15 protein-coding genes are annotated in these 16656 nt (G+C 71.5%); 8 read left to right on the top strand and 7 right to left on the bottom strand.

The annotated features are described in order from the left end of the window. Position 1: 1 nt before the first annotated feature. Positions 2-1237 (bottom strand): bifunctional glutamate N-acetyltransferase/amino-acid acetyltransferase ArgJ, encoded by a 1236-nt coding sequence (argJ, locus tag FHS87_RS03015; RefSeq protein WP_184513714.1) that lies wholly within the window; start codon positions 1235-1237, stop codon positions 2-4. A gap of 13 nt (positions 1238-1250) precedes the next feature. Continuing rightward, positions 1251-2228 carry a peptidylprolyl isomerase gene (locus tag FHS87_RS03010; RefSeq protein WP_184513712.1) on the bottom strand — a complete coding sequence of 326 codons (978 nt, stop codon included), beginning with the start codon at positions 2226-2228 and terminating at the stop codon, positions 1251-1253. A gap of 262 nt (positions 2229-2490) precedes the next feature. Between FHS87_RS03010 and secA the strand changes: the two genes are divergently transcribed. Next, positions 2491-5226 (top strand): preprotein translocase subunit SecA, encoded by a 2736-nt coding sequence (gene secA / locus FHS87_RS03005; RefSeq protein ID WP_184513710.1) that lies wholly within the window; start codon positions 2491-2493, stop codon positions 5224-5226. Positions 5227-5425: 199 nt separating this feature from the next. Beyond that, positions 5426-6418 (top strand): Bug family tripartite tricarboxylate transporter substrate binding protein, encoded by a 993-nt coding sequence (locus FHS87_RS03000; protein ID WP_184513708.1) that lies wholly within the window; start codon positions 5426-5428, stop codon positions 6416-6418. A 22-nt stretch (positions 6419-6440) separates the two neighbouring features. On the opposite strand, the gene FHS87_RS02995 is transcribed toward FHS87_RS03000, so the two are convergent. From FHS87_RS02995 to FHS87_RS02975, 5 genes are read right to left on the bottom strand one after another with little or no spacing between them, the layout of a single operon-like run. Continuing rightward, complete coding sequence (locus FHS87_RS02995; protein WP_184513706.1) at positions 6441-7418, bottom strand: tripartite tricarboxylate transporter substrate binding protein; 978 nt, start codon at positions 7416-7418, stop codon at positions 6441-6443. A 29-nt stretch (positions 7419-7447) separates the two neighbouring features. After that, positions 7448-8578 carry an acyl-CoA dehydrogenase family protein gene (locus FHS87_RS02990; RefSeq protein ID WP_184513704.1) on the bottom strand — a complete coding sequence of 377 codons (1131 nt, stop codon included), beginning with the start codon at positions 8576-8578 and terminating at the stop codon, positions 7448-7450. Positions 8579-8591: 13 nt separating this feature from the next. Then, entirely contained in the window at positions 8592-9794 is a 1203-nt protein-coding gene (locus FHS87_RS02985) for an acyl-CoA dehydrogenase family protein (protein WP_184513702.1), read from the bottom strand. A gap of 11 nt (positions 9795-9805) precedes the next feature. Further along, a complete protein-coding gene (locus tag FHS87_RS02980) occupies positions 9806-10984 on the bottom strand; it encodes an acetyl-CoA C-acyltransferase (protein ID WP_184513700.1) in 1179 nt (392 codons plus the stop codon). Further along, the gene (locus tag FHS87_RS02975; protein WP_246417789.1) at positions 10981-12684 is read right to left on the bottom strand and encodes an AMP-binding protein; all 1704 of its coding nucleotides are present in this window, start codon (positions 12682-12684) and stop codon (positions 10981-10983) included. The genes FHS87_RS02980 and FHS87_RS02975 overlap by 4 nt, the downstream gene beginning before the upstream one ends. 117 nt (positions 12685-12801) lie before the next feature. On the opposite strand from FHS87_RS02975, the gene FHS87_RS02970 reads away from it, so the two are divergent. The 6 genes from FHS87_RS02970 (at position 12802) to FHS87_RS02945 (ending at position 16653) form a co-directional block, all read left to right on the top strand. After that, a complete protein-coding gene (locus FHS87_RS02970; protein ID WP_184513698.1) occupies positions 12802-13614 on the top strand; it encodes an IclR family transcriptional regulator in 813 nt (270 codons plus the stop codon). Between the two features lie 213 nt (positions 13615-13827). Continuing rightward, complete coding sequence (locus FHS87_RS02965; protein ID WP_184513696.1) at positions 13828-14034, top strand: cold-shock protein; 207 nt, start codon at positions 13828-13830, stop codon at positions 14032-14034. A gap of 86 nt (positions 14035-14120) precedes the next feature. Beyond that, positions 14121-14354 (top strand): hypothetical protein, encoded by a 234-nt coding sequence (locus FHS87_RS02960; protein WP_184513694.1) that lies wholly within the window; start codon positions 14121-14123, stop codon positions 14352-14354. Between the two features lie 59 nt (positions 14355-14413). After that, the gene (locus tag FHS87_RS02955) at positions 14414-14605 is read left to right on the top strand and encodes a hypothetical protein (RefSeq protein ID WP_184513692.1); all 192 of its coding nucleotides are present in this window, start codon (positions 14414-14416) and stop codon (positions 14603-14605) included. A gap of 30 nt (positions 14606-14635) precedes the next feature. Beyond that, positions 14636-15328: a PAQR family membrane homeostasis protein TrhA gene (gene trhA, locus FHS87_RS02950; protein ID WP_184513690.1), complete on the top strand. Its 693-nt coding sequence runs from the start codon at positions 14636-14638 to the stop codon at positions 15326-15328. A gap of 122 nt (positions 15329-15450) precedes the next feature. Next, positions 15451-16653 carry an extracellular catalytic domain type 1 short-chain-length polyhydroxyalkanoate depolymerase gene (locus tag FHS87_RS02945; RefSeq protein WP_184513688.1) on the top strand — a complete coding sequence of 401 codons (1203 nt, stop codon included), beginning with the start codon at positions 15451-15453 and terminating at the stop codon, positions 16651-16653. The last annotated feature ends 3 nt before the right edge of the window (positions 16654-16656 follow it).

Here is a 16656-nt window from a genome sequence, read left to right as displayed (position 1 = left end):
ATCAGGACCGGTAGGAGCCGTTGATGTCGATGTAGCCGTGCGTCAGGTCGCAGGTCCAAACCGTGGCTTCGCCGCGCCCGAGGCCGAGATCCACCTCGATGTCGATCTCCCGCCCCTTCATGTGGGCGACGACGGGCGCCTCGTCATAGCCCTCGACCACGCCGCCGTCCCGCGCCATCCAGACCCCGCCGATGGCGACGGAGAGGCGGTCCCGGTCCGCCGGCTCGCCCGCCTTGCCGACGGCCATGACGATCCGGCCCCAGTTGGCGTCCTCGCCGGCGATGGCGGTCTTCACCAGGGGGGAGTTGGCGATGGCCATGGCGACGCGCTTGGCCGAGCTGTCGGAGGTGGCCCCCTTCACGCCCACGCGCACCAGCTTCTGCGCGCCCTCTCCATCGCGCACGACCTGCAGCGCGAGGTCGAGGAGGAGGGCGTCGAGCTGCGTCTGGAACTCGTCCAGCGCGTCCCCGGGGAAGGCCGAGACGCGGTCGTGCCCGGCCTGCCCCGTGGCGAAGAGCAGCACGGTGTCGGAGGTGGAGGTGTCGCTGTCCACGGTGGTGCGGTTGAAGCTCGCCTCCACGCCGCGGCGGAGCGCGGATTGCAGCGCGGCGGCGGGAATGGCGGCGTCCGTCGCCACGAAGCAGAGCATCGTCGCCATGTCCGGCGCCACCATGCCGCTGCCCTTGGCGATACCGAGGATCGTCACCTTCGTGCCGTGGATCGTCGCGGTGCGGGCGGCGGCCTTGGGGAAGGTGTCGGTGGTCATGATGCCGCGCGCGGCATCGGCCCAGCCGGTCTCCTTCAGCGTGGCGTGCAGCGCGGGGAGCGCCGCCGTCAGCTTCGCGTGCGGCAGGACCTGCCCGATCACCCCCGTGCTGGCCAGGAACACCTCGGAGGGCGCCGAGCCCACGAGGGCCCCGGCAGCGGCGGCGGTGGCCTCCACCGTCTCCACCCCGGCGCGGCCGGTGAAGACGTTCGCGTTGCCCGCATTCACCACCAGGGCGCGGGCCGTCTCGCCCTTCAGCGCCTGCCGGCACCAGTCCACCGGGGCGCCGGGGCACTTGTTGCTGGTGAAGACGCCCGCCACCGTCGTGCCCGGGGCGAACTCCATCATCATCACGTCGGGCCGCCCCTGGTAGCGAAGCCCGGCCGCCGCCACGCCTAGCCGCACGCCCTTCAGCGGCGGCAGCGGCGGGAGGTCGACCTTGAGGGGGGAGACGGGAATTGCCTGCGCCATGCTGCCCGCCCCCTCAGCGCCGCTGGGCCGGGGCGGGCGGCGCCGCCGGCGGGGACGCGCCCTCGATCAGGCTGGGCGCGCGCTGGGGCGTGCCGTCCAGGTTGAAGCGCTCCACCTTCGCCGCGTTGCGGATCCGCTCCACCGCGGCGTTCACCGTCTCCTCGAAGGCGGCCTGGCGCAGCGCCTCCTGGCTGTCCTCGAAGCTGGCGGCGGGGGCGGTGCGGCGCTCCTCCACCTTGATGACGTGCCAGCCGAAGGAGGTCTGGACGGGCTCGCTGATCCCGCCGGGCTGGAGGGCGAAGGCCGCCTCGGCGAATTCCGGGATCATGTCGGCCTTCTTGAAAAAGCCGAGATCCCCGCCCTGCTGGGCGCCGGGCCCGGTGGAGCGGCGCTTGGCCACCTCGGCGAAGTCGGTGCCGGGGCGGCGTACCTCGGCCAGGGCCTCGCGGGCCGCGGCCTCGGTGGAGACGAGGATGTGGCGGGCATGGACCTCCGCCTCGCCCTGGCGGTTGCCGCCCTCCCGCTGGTAGCGCTGGCGGAGCGCCTCCTCGGTCAGGGCCGGGGCCACCTCGCGGCGCAGCAGGGCCTGCTGCAGCTCCTGGTCGGTGGCGCGGGCGACGCGGCGCTGCACCTCGGGGTCGCGCTCCAGCCCCTCCGCCCGGGCACGGGCCACGATCGCCTTCTGGGCCACGAGCTGGTCGAGGATCAGGGGGTAGAGCATGCCGGGCGGGGCGTTCTTCAACTCGTCCGGCAGCTCGTTGGCGGCGTCCCGCACGTCGGAGAGGCGGATTTCCTGCCCCTCCACCCGCGCCACCACGGGATCGGCGGGCTGCGGGCTGGCGGCAGGGGCCTGGCCAGCACCCTGGGTCGCACCCTGGCCCGCCGCCTGGGGCGCGGGGGAGGCGGGGCGTTGCGCCGGGGCCTGGGCGAGGGCGAGGCCGGCCGAGAGGCAGGCCGGCAGGACGGCGGAGAGAAGGAGGGGGCGGCGCATCGGGGAAGCCTCGGCGAAAGGTGCCGCAACATGGAGGAGCGGTGGTTCCGTCACAAGGCGCCCCCTTCCCTCCAGCCCCCCGAAAAGCCGTTCGCTGCCGGTTGCCCTCCACCTTTCGTTGACCGGGCGCCCCCCCTTGCCTATCTCTCCCCCCTCGCATGCTCAGGGCCAGCGCGGCTCCCCTCTGCCGGCCGCCCCGCGGCCCCTCGGTGGCGGCCCCGGCCGACGGCCCCTGGCGCTGCCCCGGAGATCTTCTGTCCCGATGTTCGCCCGTCTTGCCCGCGCCATCCTCGGCACCTCGAACGACCGCGCCCTGAAGGCGTACCGGGCGCGGGTGCCGGCCATCAACGCGCTGGAGCCGGGGATGGCCGCCCTCTCCGACGAGGCGCTGAAGGCCAAGACCCCCGAGTTCCGCCAGCGCCTTGCCAATGGCGAGAGCCTCGATTCCCTCCTGCCCGAGGCCTTCGCGGTCTGCCGCGAGGCCTCCAAGCGCGTGCTGGGCATGCGCCACTTCGACGTGCAGCTCATCGGCGGCATCGTCCTGCACGAGGGCCGCATCGCCGAGATGAAGACCGGCGAGGGCAAGACGCTGGTCGCCACCCTTCCCGTCTACCTCAACGGGCTGACGGGCCGGGGCGTGCATGTGGTGACGGTGAACGACTACCTCGCCACCCGCGACGCGGCGGAGATGGGCCGGCTCTACAACTGGCTCGGCCTGAGCGTGGACACGATCGTCTACGGCAAGAACGACGGCCAGCGGCGCGACGCCTATGGCTGCGACATCACCTACGGCACGAACAACGAGTTCGGCTTCGACTACCTGCGCGACAACATGAAGTACCGACTGGACGAGATGGTCCAGCGCCCCTTCGCCTACGCCATCGTGGACGAGGTGGACTCCATCCTCGTGGACGAGGCGCGCACGCCGCTCATCATCTCCGGCCCGACCGACGACACCTCGGACCTCTACAACCGGGTGAACGCCGTGGTGCGCGTGATCGCGCAGACCCCGGAGAACTACGACAAGGACGAGAAGAACAAGACCGTCGCCCTCACCGAGGCGGGCAACGAGGCGGTCTCCGCCGCGCTGACCGAGGCGGGGATGCTGGTGGAGGGCGACCTCTACGACTTCCACAACGTCACCCTCGTCCACCACGTGAACCAGAGCCTGCGCGCCCACGCCCTGTTCACGCGCGACGTGGACTACATCGTCTCCCGCGAGAACAAGCTCGTCATCATCGACGAGTTCACGGGCCGCATGATGGAGGGCCGCCGCTACTCCGACGGGCTGCACCAGGCGCTGGAGGCGAAGGAGGGGGTCGAGGTCCAGCCCGAGAACCAGACGCTGGCCTCCATCACCTTCCAGAACTACTTCCGCCTCTACCCCAAGCTGGCGGGCATGACCGGCACGGCGGCCACCGAGGCCGACGAGTTCGCCGAGATCTACAAGCTGGAAGTGGTCGAGATCCCGACCAACCTCCCCGTCGCCCGCCTCGATTCCGACGACGAGGTCTATCGCTCCGCCCGCGAGAAGTACGAGGCGGTGGCCAACCTCATCCAGGAGTGCCGGGAGCGCGGCCAGCCCTGCCTCGTCGGCACGACGAGCATCGAGAAGTCCGAGCTGATCTCCGAGCTGCTCAAGGGCAAGGGCGTGCCGCACCAGGTGCTCAACGCCCGCTACCACGAGCAGGAGGCGGCGATCATCTCCCAGGCCGGGCGCCCGGGGGCAGTGACGATCGCCACCAACATGGCCGGCCGCGGCACCGACATCAAACTCGGCGGCAATGCCGAGATGCTCGCCCGCGCGACCTTCCCTGGCGAGCCGGACGGGCCCGAGTTCGAGGCGCGGCTGGATGAGATCCGGCGCGAGGTGGAGGGCAGCGCGGCGAAGGTGAAGGCCGCCGGCGGCCTCTTCGTGATCGGCACGGAGCGGCACGAGAGCCGGCGCATCGACAACCAGCTCCGCGGCCGCTCCGGCCGCCAGGGCGATCCGGGCGCATCCCGCTTCTTCCTGAGCCTGGAAGACGACCTCATGCGCATCTTCGGCAGCGACCGCATGGGCGGGATGCTGGAGAAGCTCGGGCTGAAGGAGGGGGAGGCGATTATCCACCCCTGGATCAACAAGGCCCTGGAGAAGGCGCAGAAGAAGGTCGAGGCGCGCAACTTCGACACGCGCAAGAACCTGCTGAAGTACGACGACGTCATGAACGACCAGCGCAAGGAGGTCTATGCCCAGCGCAAGTCCTTCATGCAGGCGGGGGACGTGCAGGAGACCGTGGCGGAGATGCGCCGCGAGGTGATCGAGGACATGGTCGCCGCCGCCATCCCCGAGAACGCTTATCCCGAGCAGTGGGACTTGGAGGGGCTCCAGTCCCGCGTGCTGGACATCCTCGGCCTCGACCTGCCCGTGGCCGACTGGGCGCGGGAGGAGGGGATCGACGAGACCCAGGTACGCGAGCGCATCCTGGAGGCCGCCGAGACCTCCTACGCCGCCCGCGCCGCGAATATCGGCATCGAGCGCATGCGCGAGGTGGAGAAGTCGATCCTCCTCATGGTGTTCGACAAGGTCTGGAAGGACCACCTCCTCTCGCTCGACCACCTGCGCCAGGGCATCGGCCTGCGCGCCTACGGCCAGCGCGACCCGCTGAACGAGTACAAGTCCGAGGCCTTCAACCTGTTCAACTCGATGCTCGGCGAGATGCGCGAGGAGACGACGCGCTGGCTGATGCAGGTGAACCTCGCCCCCGAGGCGCCGCTGCCGAGCCCGGAGCCGATCAGCGTGATGGATGCGCGCCATCCCGCGCCGGATTCGGGCGATCCGCTGCTCGGCTACGACGCCCCGATGGGCGAGTACGGCGCGGCGGCCCCGCTCGCCACCGCCCGCACGGCCGACGGCGTGGACCCGAACGATCCCGCCACCTGGGACCGGACGCCGCGCAACGCGCCCTGCCCCTGCGGTTCCGGCCGGAAGTACAAGCACTGCCACGGGCGGGCCTGACGGCCCGCAACCGGGACCGTCCGCGGTCCCGGTCCCGGCCCGGCCTTCTGCCGGACCGGCGCGGAGAGTGGATGGTCGACGCGCTGCCGGGCGGGGCTGGCGCCCTTCCCCATCGCGGCCGCGGTCCGCACATTGCTTGGTGACAGGGACGCCCCGCCGGCCGGCGCGGGCGGGACCGACCGCGCAAGGGACAGCCGCCATGCTTCGCCGAACCGCCCTCCGCCTCGCGGCCCTCGCCGCCCTCGCCCTTCCCGCCCCGGCAGGGGCGCAGGAGGCGCCCTGGCCCAGCCGCCCGATCACTATAATGGGCGGCTTCCCCAACGGCTCCGGCGTGGACATCTACGCCCGCAAGCTGGCCGAGCCCCTCTCCCGCGCCCTCGGCGTGCCGGTGGTGGTGGACAACCGCACGGGGGCGGGCGGCAACATCGCCTCCGAATATGTCGCCCGCGCCCGGCCCGACGGCACCACCTTCCTCCTCGCCACCGCGGGCACGCACGCGATCAACGCGACGCTCTACAGCAGCCTGCCCTTCGACCCCCTGCGCGACGTGACGCATATCGCCCTGCTGGGCGACGTGCCGAACGTGCTGCTGGTCAGCCCGCAGCACTCGCCGGGCATCGGGGCCTGCCCGGCGCTGATCGCGGCCGCCAGGGCGCGGCCGGGCGCGGTGAACTACGCCTCCACCGGCAACGGCGCCTCCACCCATCTCGCCGCCGTGCAGTTCGCCCTCGCCGCCGGGATCGAGGTGATGCACATCCCCTATCGCGGCCAGCCGCCGGCGATGCTCTCTCTCCTCGGCGGGGAGACGACCTTCTTCTGGAACCAGAGCGGCCCGAGCATCGGCCCCGTGCGCCAGGGCCAGGTGAAGGCGCTGGCCGTCAGCACGCGCCAGCGCCTGGCCGCGCTGCCCGAGGTGCCGACCGCCGAGGAGGCCTGCGGGCTGCCGGGCTTCGAGAGCACCACCTGGTACGGCCTGCTCGCGCCCCCTCGCCTGCCCGCCGAGATCCAGCAGCGCATGGCGCGGGAGGTGGCGCGCATCATCGCCGAGCCGGACTTCGTCGCCTGGCTGACGGAGAACCAGGGCATCACGCCCCCCGCCGATCCCGGCCCCGAGGCCTTCCGTGCCGTGCATCAGCGCGACATCGCCCGCTGGGCCGAGACCGTGCGCCGCTCCGGCGCCAGGGTGGATTGATCGGGGGGGAGCGGCGCTCCCCCTAGCTCGCCTTCAGCCCGAGGCGGCGGATCATCGCGCCGTCCTCCTCGTACTGGCGCCGCGCCGCCGCCGTGTAGGCCTCGCTGCCGAGGAAGGCGGGCGACATGTCGAAGCGATCCAGCACCGCCACATGGGCGGGATCGGCCGCCGCCTCGCGCAGCGCCTCCTCCAGCGCGCGCACCACGGCGGGGTCCATGCCCGCGGGCCCGGCGATGCCGTAGGGGGAGGTGGAGACGATATCGATGCCCATCTCCTTCAGCGTCGGCGCGTCGGGGAAGCGCTTCGCGCGCTCGGCGCCCCAGGTGCAGAGGAGGCGGAGCTGCCCCGCCGCCACCAGCTCCGACCAGCCGCTCGTCTCGGCCGAGACCTGGGTGTTGCCGGCGAGGGTGGACTGCATGTTCTCGGAGGCGCTGCGGTAGGGAACCTGCACCCACTCGATGCCGCGCGCCGCCGCGATCTGCTCCATGGTGATGTGGAGGGAGGTGCCCGAGCCTGGCGTGCCGTAGGTCACCTTGCCCGGATTTGCCTTCGCGTAGGCGAGCAGCTCGTCGAAGCTGCGCCAGGGCGCGTCGGCCTTCACCACCACGCCGAAGAGATAGCCCGTGATCTGCGCGATGTAGGTGAAGTCCTTCATCGGGTCGAAGGGCGGGCGCGCGACCATCTGGGGATAGCGGAAGACCGAGATCGGGATCTGCGACAGGACGTAGCCGTCCGGCCGCGTCCCGCCCGCGAGCTGCTGCGCGCCGAGGATGCCGCCCGCGCCCGCGCGGTTCTCGATCACCACGGGTTGGCCGAGCCGCCGGGACATCGCATCGCCGAGCGCGCGCATGAGGATGTCGGTCGAGCCGCCGGCGCCCCAGGGCACGATCAGCCGGATCGGCCGGTCCGGGAAGCGCCCCTGCGCGAGCGACGGGCGCGCGAGCGCGGCCCCCAGCCCGAGCCCGAGACCCGCGCGCCGGGTGATGCGATAGCCTTCCATGAACCTTCCTCCCAGGGCCGTTCGGCCTCTCAAATCTCGTGGACCAGCCCGCCATCCGCCATCACGGCGCGGAGGTGGTGGTCCGTGTCGCCGAACAGCATGTCGTTCGCCGTCAGCCGCTTGAAGAAGTGCCCGGCCTTGTACTCCCAGGTCACCGCGATGCCGCCGTGGAGCTGCACCGCCTCCTGCCCGACGAGCCGCCCGGACCGGTTGACCTGCGCCTTGGCCGCCGCGATGGCCGCGCGGCGTTCCCGCGCATCCGGCTCCTCAGCCATCATCGCGGCGTAGACCGCCATGGAGCGCGCCTGCTCCACCGCCACCAGCATGTCCGCCGCGCGGTGCTGGAGGGCCTGGAAGCTGCCGATGGAGACGCCGAACTGCTGCCGCGTGCGGAGGTAATCCACCGTCATGCGGTGAAGCTCCTCCATCGCGCCGAGGCTGTCGGCGCAGAGCGCGGCCAGCGCCACGTCCACCACGCGCTCGGCCAGGGAGAGGCCGCCATCCACCTCGCCGAGCACGCGCCCCGCCGGCACGCGCACGCCGTCGAAGGCGATCTCCGCGACGCGCCCGCCATGCTGGGAAGGAGAGCCCTGCCGCGAGACGCCCGGCGCGTCGCCATCCACGAGGAAGAGGGTGATCCCCTCCCGGTCCCGCCGCGCGCCGGCCGTGCGCGCCGTCACCACCAGCAGCCCGGCCTCGTCGCCGCCGAGCACCACGCCCTTGCGGCCGTCCAGCACGAAGTCGCCGCCCTCGCGCCTTGCCGTGGTGGAGACGTCGTGCAGGTCGTAGCGCGAGCCCTTCTCCAGCTGCGCGAAGGCGAGCTTCAGGGAGCCCTCGGCCACCTGCGGGATGAACTCCGCGCGCTGCTCCGCCGTGCCGCCCATCCGCAGGAAGCCGCCGCCGAGCACGACGGTCGGGAGATAGGGCTCGGTGATCAGCGCGCGCCCGATCGCCTCCATGACGATCATCGTCTCCACCGCGCCGCCGCCGATGCCGCCATCCTCCTCGGCGAAGGGCAGGGCGAGCACGCCCAGCTCGGCAAGCTGCGGCCACAGGTCCGACGCGGCGCTATGCGCCGCCGGATCGCGGGCATTGTCGGCCGCGAAGCGGTCGATGCTCTCCTTGAGGAGACGCTGCTCCTCCGTCAGGTCGAAATCCACGCCGCTTGTCCTCTCAGAGCCCCAGGAAGGCCTTGGCGATGATGTTGCGCTGGATCTCGTTCGAGCCGCCGTAGATCGAGACCTTGCGGTAGTTGAGGTAGAGCGGCGCCGCGGCATCGGCCCATTCGGGCGAGACGGCGGGCTCGTTCCAGCCCTCCGGCCGGTCGTGCTCGGGCGCGGGCAGCGCGTAGGGGCCGGCCACTTCCAGCAGCAGCTCCGTCGTCGCCTGCTGCAGCTCCGATCCCTTGATCTTGAGAATGGAGGAGGCGGGGTCGGGCTTGTCCGCGTCGCGGTGCCGCTGGTTCGCCACCACGCGCATCTGCGTGATCTCCAGCGCCTTCAGCCCCACCTCGATCTCCGCCACGCGGCGGCGGAAATCCGTGTCTTCCCAGAGGGTGCGGCCGCCCGCCTCGGTCTCCTGCGCCAGGCGCTTGGCACGGGCGAGCCGCTGCTTGGAGAGGCCGATGCGCGCGATGCCCGTGCGCTCGTTGGCCAGCAGGAACTTCGCGTAGTCCCAGCCGCGGTTCTCCTCGCCGACCAGGTTCTCCGCGGGCACCTCCACCTCGTCGAAGAAGACCTCGTTCACCTCATGCGCGCCGTCGATGGTGATGACGGGGCGCACGGTGATGCCGGGCGACTTCATGTCGATCAGCAGGAAGGAGATGCCGCGCTGCTTCTTCGCCTCGCGGTCCGTGCGGACGAGGCAGAAGATCCAGTCGGCGTGCTGGCCGAGCGTCGTCCAGGCCTTCTGGCCCGATACCACGTACTTCCCGTCCCGCTTCTCCGCCCGCGTCTTGAGCGAGGCGAGGTCCGATCCCGCGCCGGGCTCGGAGAAGCCCTGGCACCACCAGATGTCGAGATTGGCCGTGGCGGGCAGGAACTTCCGCTTCTGCTCCTCCGAGCCGAAGGCGGCGATCACGGGCCCGACCATGAACACGTTGAACTGCAGGGGCAGCGGCACGGCCGCGCGCTGCAGCTCCTCGGTGAAGAGGTAGCGCTGGACGGGCGACCAGTCCTTCCCGCCCCACTCCACCGGCCAGTTCGGCGTGGCCAGCCCGGCCGCGTTCAGGATGCGCTGGGAGGTGACGATGTCCTCCTTGTCCAGATGGCGGCCCTCGGCCACCTTGCGGCGGATCTCCGCGGGCACCTTCTCCCGGAAGAAGCGGCGGAGGTCGTCGCGGAAGGCGATTTCTTCCGGCGTGTAGCGCAGGTCCATCGGCGATTTCCTCAGGCGATCTCGATCAGGCCGGCGGCGCCCTGGCCGCCCGCGACGCACATCGTCACCACGGCATATCTGGCGCCGCGCCGCCGGCCTTCCAGCACGGCATGGCCCACCAGACGTGCGCCGCTCATCCCGAAGGGGTGGCCGACGGAGATGGCGCCGCCGTTCACGTTTACCTTCGCCGGATCGATGCCGAGCTTGTCGCGGCAGAGGATTGACTGGGAAGCGAAGGCCTCGTTCAGCTCCCAGAGGTCGATGTCGTCCACCGTCAGCCCGTGGCGCTCGAGCAGGCGCGGCACGGCGAAGACGGGGCCGATGCCCATCTCCTCCGGCTCGCAGCCGGCGGTGGCGTAGCCGCGGAAGACCGCGAGCGGCGCCAGCCCGCGCCGCGCGGCCTCCTCGGCCGACATCAGCACGGAGGCGCTGGCACCGTCCGAGAGCTGGCTCGCATTGCCGGCCGTGATGAACTTGCCCTCGCGCACGGGCTTGAGCTTCGAGAGGCCCTCCATCGAGGTGTCCGGCCGGTTGCCCTCGTCCTTGGTGAGGGTGACGGCCTCCTCGCGCGTCTCGCCCGTCGCCTTGTCGGTCACGCGCATCACGGCGGAGATCGGCGCGATCTCGCCCTCGAAGCGGAGGGCCTGCTGGGCGGCGGCGGTGCGGCGCTGGCTCTCCAGCGCGAACTCGTCCTGCGCCTCGCGCGAGATGCCGTAGCGCTCGGCCACGAGGTCGGCCGTGTCGATCATGGCGTCGTAGATGGAGGGCTTGTTCGCCTCCAGCCACTCGTTGCGGTAACGGTTGCGGTTCACCGTCGGCTGCACGAGGGAGATGGATTCCACCCCGCCGGCCACGATCACGGGCACCTTGTCCACGATGATGCGCTTGGCCGCCGAGGCAATCGCCTCCAGCCCCGAGGCGCAGAAGCGGCTCACCGTCTGCCCGGCGGAGGCCACGGGGATTCCCGCCCGGATCGCGGCGTGCCGCGCGACATTGCCGCCCGTCGCGCCCTCGGGATAGCCGCAGCCGAGGATCACCTCCTCCACCCCCGCCCCTTCCAGCCCCGCGCGCTCCATCGCGGCGCCGATGGCGTGCGCGGCCATGTCGGCGCCATGGGTGTTGTTGAGCGCCCCGCGATGCGCCTTGCCGATCGGCGTGCGCGCGGTGGAGACGATGACGGCGTCAGTCATGGGGCATCCATTCCGGTCGGGTTCTTCTCGCGCTCCTCGGCGACGAGGGCGCTGGCCAGCAGCTTGCCGGCGGGGGAGCGGGGCAGGGTCTCGCGCAGTTCCAGCGCGACGGGCATCTCGTGGCGCCCCACGCGGTCGCGCAGGAAGGCCTTCAGCCCGTCGAGAGTCATCTCCGGGGCGCCGGGGCGCAGGGTGACGAAGGCCTTGGCGGACTGGCCGCGATAGGGATCGGGCACGCCGATCACGATCACCTCGGCGACGTCGGGGTGCTCGTAGATCGCGCCCTCGATGGCGGCGGGATACACGTTGAAGCCGCCGGAGATGATCATGTTCTTCCGCCGGTCCATGAGGAAGAAGGTGCCGTCCTCCTCCATGCGGCCGATGTCGCCGGTGAGGAACCAGCCGTCGCGGAAGGCCGCCGCGGTCTCGGCGGGCTGGTTCAGGTAGCCGGCGAAGACGCTCGGTCCGCGGATCGCCATCTCCCCCACCTCGCCCGGCCGCAAGGGGCGGGAGGGATCGTCCAGCGCCACGATCCGCAGGTCCACGCCTGGAAGCGGCAGGCCGATGATGCCGGGGCGCGGCACGGCGCCGACGGGCACGCGCGTACCGGCCGGCCCCGTCTCCGTCATGCCCCAGCCGATCCGCAGGCGCTGGCCGAGCAGCGCCTCCACCCGCGCCGCCACGTCGAAGGGCAGCGGCGCACCGCCGGAGATGCAGGCGCGGAGCGAGGAGAGATCGTGCGAGGAGGCGCCGGGGTGGTTCAGCAGCGCGATCCAGATCGTCGGCACACCGGAGAGCACCGTGACGCGCCGCTCCTCGATGTCGCGCAGCACGGCCTCCGCCTCGAAGCGCGGGCGGAGCAGGATCTCGTTGCCGTCGGCCAGGTGCCGCAGCAGCACGGAGGTGAGCGCGTAGATGTGGAACAAGGGCAGCACGCCGAGGACGCGCTGCTCGCCCTCCTCCAGCACGCCGCCATCGTGCCAGTTGCGGTAGATGCTCACCGCCGCCGTCAGGTTGCCATGCGTCAGCATCGCGCCCTTGGGCATGCCCGTGGTGCCGCCGGTGTATTGCAGCAGCGCGACATCCTCGGGCGAGACGGCGGGCCATTGCGCCGGCTTCTCCGCCGCGACCCCCGACAGGGAGAGGATGCGCGGATCGCGCTCCGCCGTGGCCTCGCCGCCCCAGGCGGCGTCCTCGCCCAGCAGCACCCGGTCCACGATGCCGCTCTCCAGAAGCTCCGTCGCGGTGGGCAGCAGGCCGGGCAGGTCGGTGGTGATCACCAGCCGCGCGCCGCTGTCCGACAACTTGTGGTGCAGCACGCGCTTCGCGTCGAGCGGGCTGAGATGCACCACCCGCGCCCCGATCCGGGCGAGGGCGAGGAAGCAGACGGGGTGCCAGGGCGTGTTCGGCAGCAGCAGCCCCACGGGCTGGCGCGGCGTCACGCCCAGCCGGAGCAGCCCGGCCGACAGCCGGTCCACCGCCGCGCCCAGCTCAGCATAGGTCGTGCGGCAGCCGCGATACTCCAGCGCGGGGCGACCGGACCAGCGGGCAACGGCCTCGTCGAGCAGGCCGCCGAGCGTGCCGATCGCCAGCGGCGCGTCCCACCGGCAGCCCGGCGGGTAGGAGGCCAGCCAGGGGCGCTGGGCGGGCACTCCCCCCCTTTCCTGCCCCATGCTGTCCGCCGCCATCTCCGGCCGCATCCCGCTCCCTCCTGTCGGCGCTTTCTTTTTCCGCATTGCGGAAATATCTTCTGCCTTATTGCCCAAGATATCGGCCGGCGGGGCGCGAGGGTCAAGCCGCAAGAGCGGGAGGGGAGGATGCGCAAGCGCGCCACGGCGCCACCGGAGGCGGAGCCCGGCGAGGACCGCCAGTTCGTCGCCGCCATCGCGCGTGGCTTCGACATCCTCCACGTCTTCCGTGCGGAGGACCCGATCCTCGGCAACCAGGAACTGGCCGAGCGCACCGCCCTGCCCCGCGCCACCGTATCCCGGCTGACGCACACGCTCACGCGGCTCGGCTATCTCGAATATCTTCCGCGCTTCGGGAAATACCGGCTCGGCCTCGCCGCCGTGCCGCTGGGGCAGCTCGCCCTGGCGAATATGGGCATCCGGCGCATCGCGGCGCCGCTGATGCGCCAGCTCGCGGAGGAGACGAACGCCTCCGTCTCGCTGGGAAAGCGGGACGGGCTCTCCATGCTCTATGTCGAGCACATCTCCCCCCGCACCGCCGTCGCCCTTCAGCTGGAGGTGGGCTCCCGCGTGCCGCTCGGCGTCACCGCCATGGGGCGTGCCTTCTACGCCGCCTCGCCGGAAGGCGAGCGGGCGGCGATCCGGGCCGCGCTCGCGCGGCAGGAGCCGGGCGCCTGGCAGCGGATCGAGGCCGGGCTGGAGGAGGCCGTCGCCATGCAGGCCTCAGCGGGCTTCACGGTCTCGCCCGGCGACTGGAACCCGACGGTCCACGCGGCCGGCGCCGCCATCGCCCTTCCCGGCGGGGAGGTCATGGCGCTCAACTGCGGCGCCCCCGCCTTCATGCTCGACCGGGAGCGGCTGTTCCGGGAGATCGGGCCGCGCCTGGCCGCCGTGGCACGCCGGATCGAGGCGATGGCGGGAGGGCCGGGCCGCGCGGCCTGAGGGGCAGCCATGCGGGGTATCAGCACCGTGATGCCCGATTAAGATTGAAGTCCGCGCCGCCAGGACCCATCTTGGCGAGGTCAATCTCGTTAGGTTCGGCCTGCCTCCTTGCTCCTCCCGGAGCGCCGAGCCCGGTGTCCGTCTCTCCTCGATGCTTGATCCAACCCGCGCTGTTGCGGGAAGGCAATCACATTTCCGAACGGAACACCATTCATGGCCATCGGCACCGTCAAGTGGTTCAACGCGACCAAGGGCTTCGGCTTCATCCAGCCCGAGGACGGCTCCAAGGACGTCTTCCTGCACATCTCCGACCTGCAGCGCGCCGGGATGCAGGAGCCCCGCGAGGGCGACAAGATCGAGTTCGAGCTGCAGCGCGGTCAGCAGGGCCGCGTTTCCGCTGGTAACCTGAAGGCGGCCTGAGCCGCCTGGAGGGGCGAGGCACCACGCCTCGCCCCTCCCACCGAAGCGTCGGCCCCCAAAGGGCCGGCATCGTGCGAGGAGACACCATGCCACGTCACAGCTTCGAAATTGGCCAGAGCGTCGAACTCGTCGCCGGTATCCTGACCCCGCCGGGTGTCACCGGAAACTACACCGTCGTCCGGCTCCTGCCGAACGATGCAGCGGATCGCGAGTACCGTATCCGGAGCGACCGGGACGGGCATGAGCGCGTCGCGCGGGAAAGCCAGATGCGCCTGGGCCCTCTGGCGGCCCTGGGCAAGAATATACCGGCTGCGGGCTGATACGCCCCGGTCGGCCTCCATTCGGGCCCGCGGGCCCGACGAAGATCACGGGGACCAAGGTGTCACACAGCAAGACAAAGCCCGACGCCGCCGCACCGGTGGACGCGTCCGGGCTCGAAGAGACCATCGCCTATCTCGCCAAGCGCCACCGCGTTTCGCAGGCCATCGTGCGCGAGATCGCGCGCAAGCTGGGTTCCGGCGAGCGCAGCGCGATCGAGCGGGAGATCGCGCGGGGCAAGGCCCGCCGCTAGAGGCGGGCTGAAGCGCCGCCGCGACCTTTCATGAGCTTCCACGCCCTGCATGGCGGGAAGAGGATCGACCGGGGGGCGGACGCCTCCGCCGCCCGGGAACGTGAGTATCACTACCGCCGTGCGGACGCGGCGGTTCATGCCGCCGGTCTCATGGCCGTGGCGGCGGGCTGCCTGGCCCTCGCCCTTTCCCTGCCGAACCCGCCAGGATGGCGGCCCGGCATCGCCATCGGGCTCTATGCGCTAGGCCTCGTCGCGAGTTTCGGCTTTTCCGCAGCCTACAACACCGCCGCCCCCGGCCCGCGCCGGGAGGTGCTGCGCCGGTTCGACCACGCCGCCATCTTCTTCATGATCGCCGGTACCTACTCGCCCGTCTCGCTGCTCGCGATCGGAGGGTGGCTCGGCACGGCTCTCCTCGGCTTCGTCTGGGCGGGCGCGCTGCTGGGCGCAGCGCTCAAGCTGCTGGCGCCGGGCCGCTTCGAGAGGCTGGCCATCGGGACCTATCTGCTGCTCGGCTGGGTTGGCATCGTCGCGGCCGCACCGCTGGTCGAGGCCCTGGCCTCCTGGCAGCTCGGCGCCCTGCTGGCGGGCGGGATCTTCTACAGCGCGGGCGTGCTGGTGCATCTGGCTACGCGCCTCCCCTACAACACCGCCCTGTGGCACGCGCTGGTCCTCGTCGCGGCCGGTTGCCACTACGCGGTCGTGCTCCGCCTCGCGGCCGGCTGAAGCATCGCTGCACACGGTGATGCGCATCCGGGGAGCGGGACCCAACGATCCCGCCGATGCCCCGTTCTATTGTGCAGCGCAGCATGAGGGACCATCTCCCCTCTCTTCAAAGGATGCTCCCCATGAATCCTCGGCTAGACCTCTCGGCCCTTATGCGACTGCAGAAGCAGCACCGTCGGGGTGCGCAATCCGCCAACGGTGGGCCGCGGACCAGCACGAGGCTGGAGGAGGTGACCGGTTTCGGCCCCAATCCCGGCAATCTCCGCATGCTGACCCATGTGCCGAAGGATCTACCCGCGGGCGCACCGCTGATCGTCGCGCTGCACGGCTGCACCCAGAGCGCCGTCGATTATGACGAAGGCACCGGCCTGTCCCTCATGGCGGACGCGCTCGGCTTCGCGCTGCTGCTGCCGGAGCAGCAGCGGGCGAACAACGTGAATCTCTGCTTCAACTGGTTCGAGGCGGGCGACACGGCTCGGGAGGCTGGCGAGCCGCTCTCCATTCGTCAGATGATTGCCAATCTGGTCCGGAAGCACCGGCTGGATCCTGCCCGTGTCTTCGTGACCGGCCTCTCCGCCGGCGGCGCGATGACATCCGTGATGATGGCGACCTATCCCGAGGTCTTCGCGGCCGGCGCGGTCATCGCAGGCCTGCCCTATGCCGGCGGGATCGGCGTGGCCGAGGCCCTGCGCACCATGGCCCGCCCCTCGGATCTTCTCCCCGCGGCCCGTGGCGCCGCCGTGCGTGCGGCGTCCGCCTATACCGGCCCCTGGCCGCGTGTCGCTATCTGGCAGGGGCAGGCCGATACGACGGTCAGCCCCGACAATGCGGACGAGATCGCCAAGCAGTGGCTCGACCTCCACGGCCTGGCCGGACGGAGCCCGGACTTCGAGCAGCGCAGCGCTGTCCATGCTGAGCGCCGTTGGACCGGGGCGGACGGCAAGCCAATGGTTGAGCTGCACCGCATCGCCGGCATGGCGCACGGCGTTCCGCTCCATCCCGGCGAGGGCGAGGGCATGGCGGGGATCGCGGGCGCCTACATGCTTGATGTCGGCGTGTCCTCGACCCACGAGATCCTGCGTTTCTTCGGGCTGAGTGCCTCGCAGGCGGCGCGCAAGGCCCCGCCCCGGCCCCGCGGCACCGTCACCGTGGATTCGGTGGCCGAGACCGTGGACAGGGTGGAGCCGGTCGCTACCGCGCGCCCCGTGGAGCCGAAGCCGGAAGCCGGGCCGCAGCCCCGCCCCGCCTTCGCCTTCACCGATCCCGGCGCCGTCATCACCAAGGCCCTTCGCGCGGCCGGGCTGATGGGCACCGATCGGCGCTGAGGC

It is taken from the genome of Muricoccus pecuniae, from assembly GCF_014199205.1.
Lineage (GTDB): Bacteria > Pseudomonadota > Alphaproteobacteria > Acetobacterales > Acetobacteraceae > Roseomonas > Roseomonas pecuniae.
The sequence above is the reverse complement of the archived record's forward strand: the minus strand, read 5'-3'. Positions and strand labels throughout refer to the sequence as shown.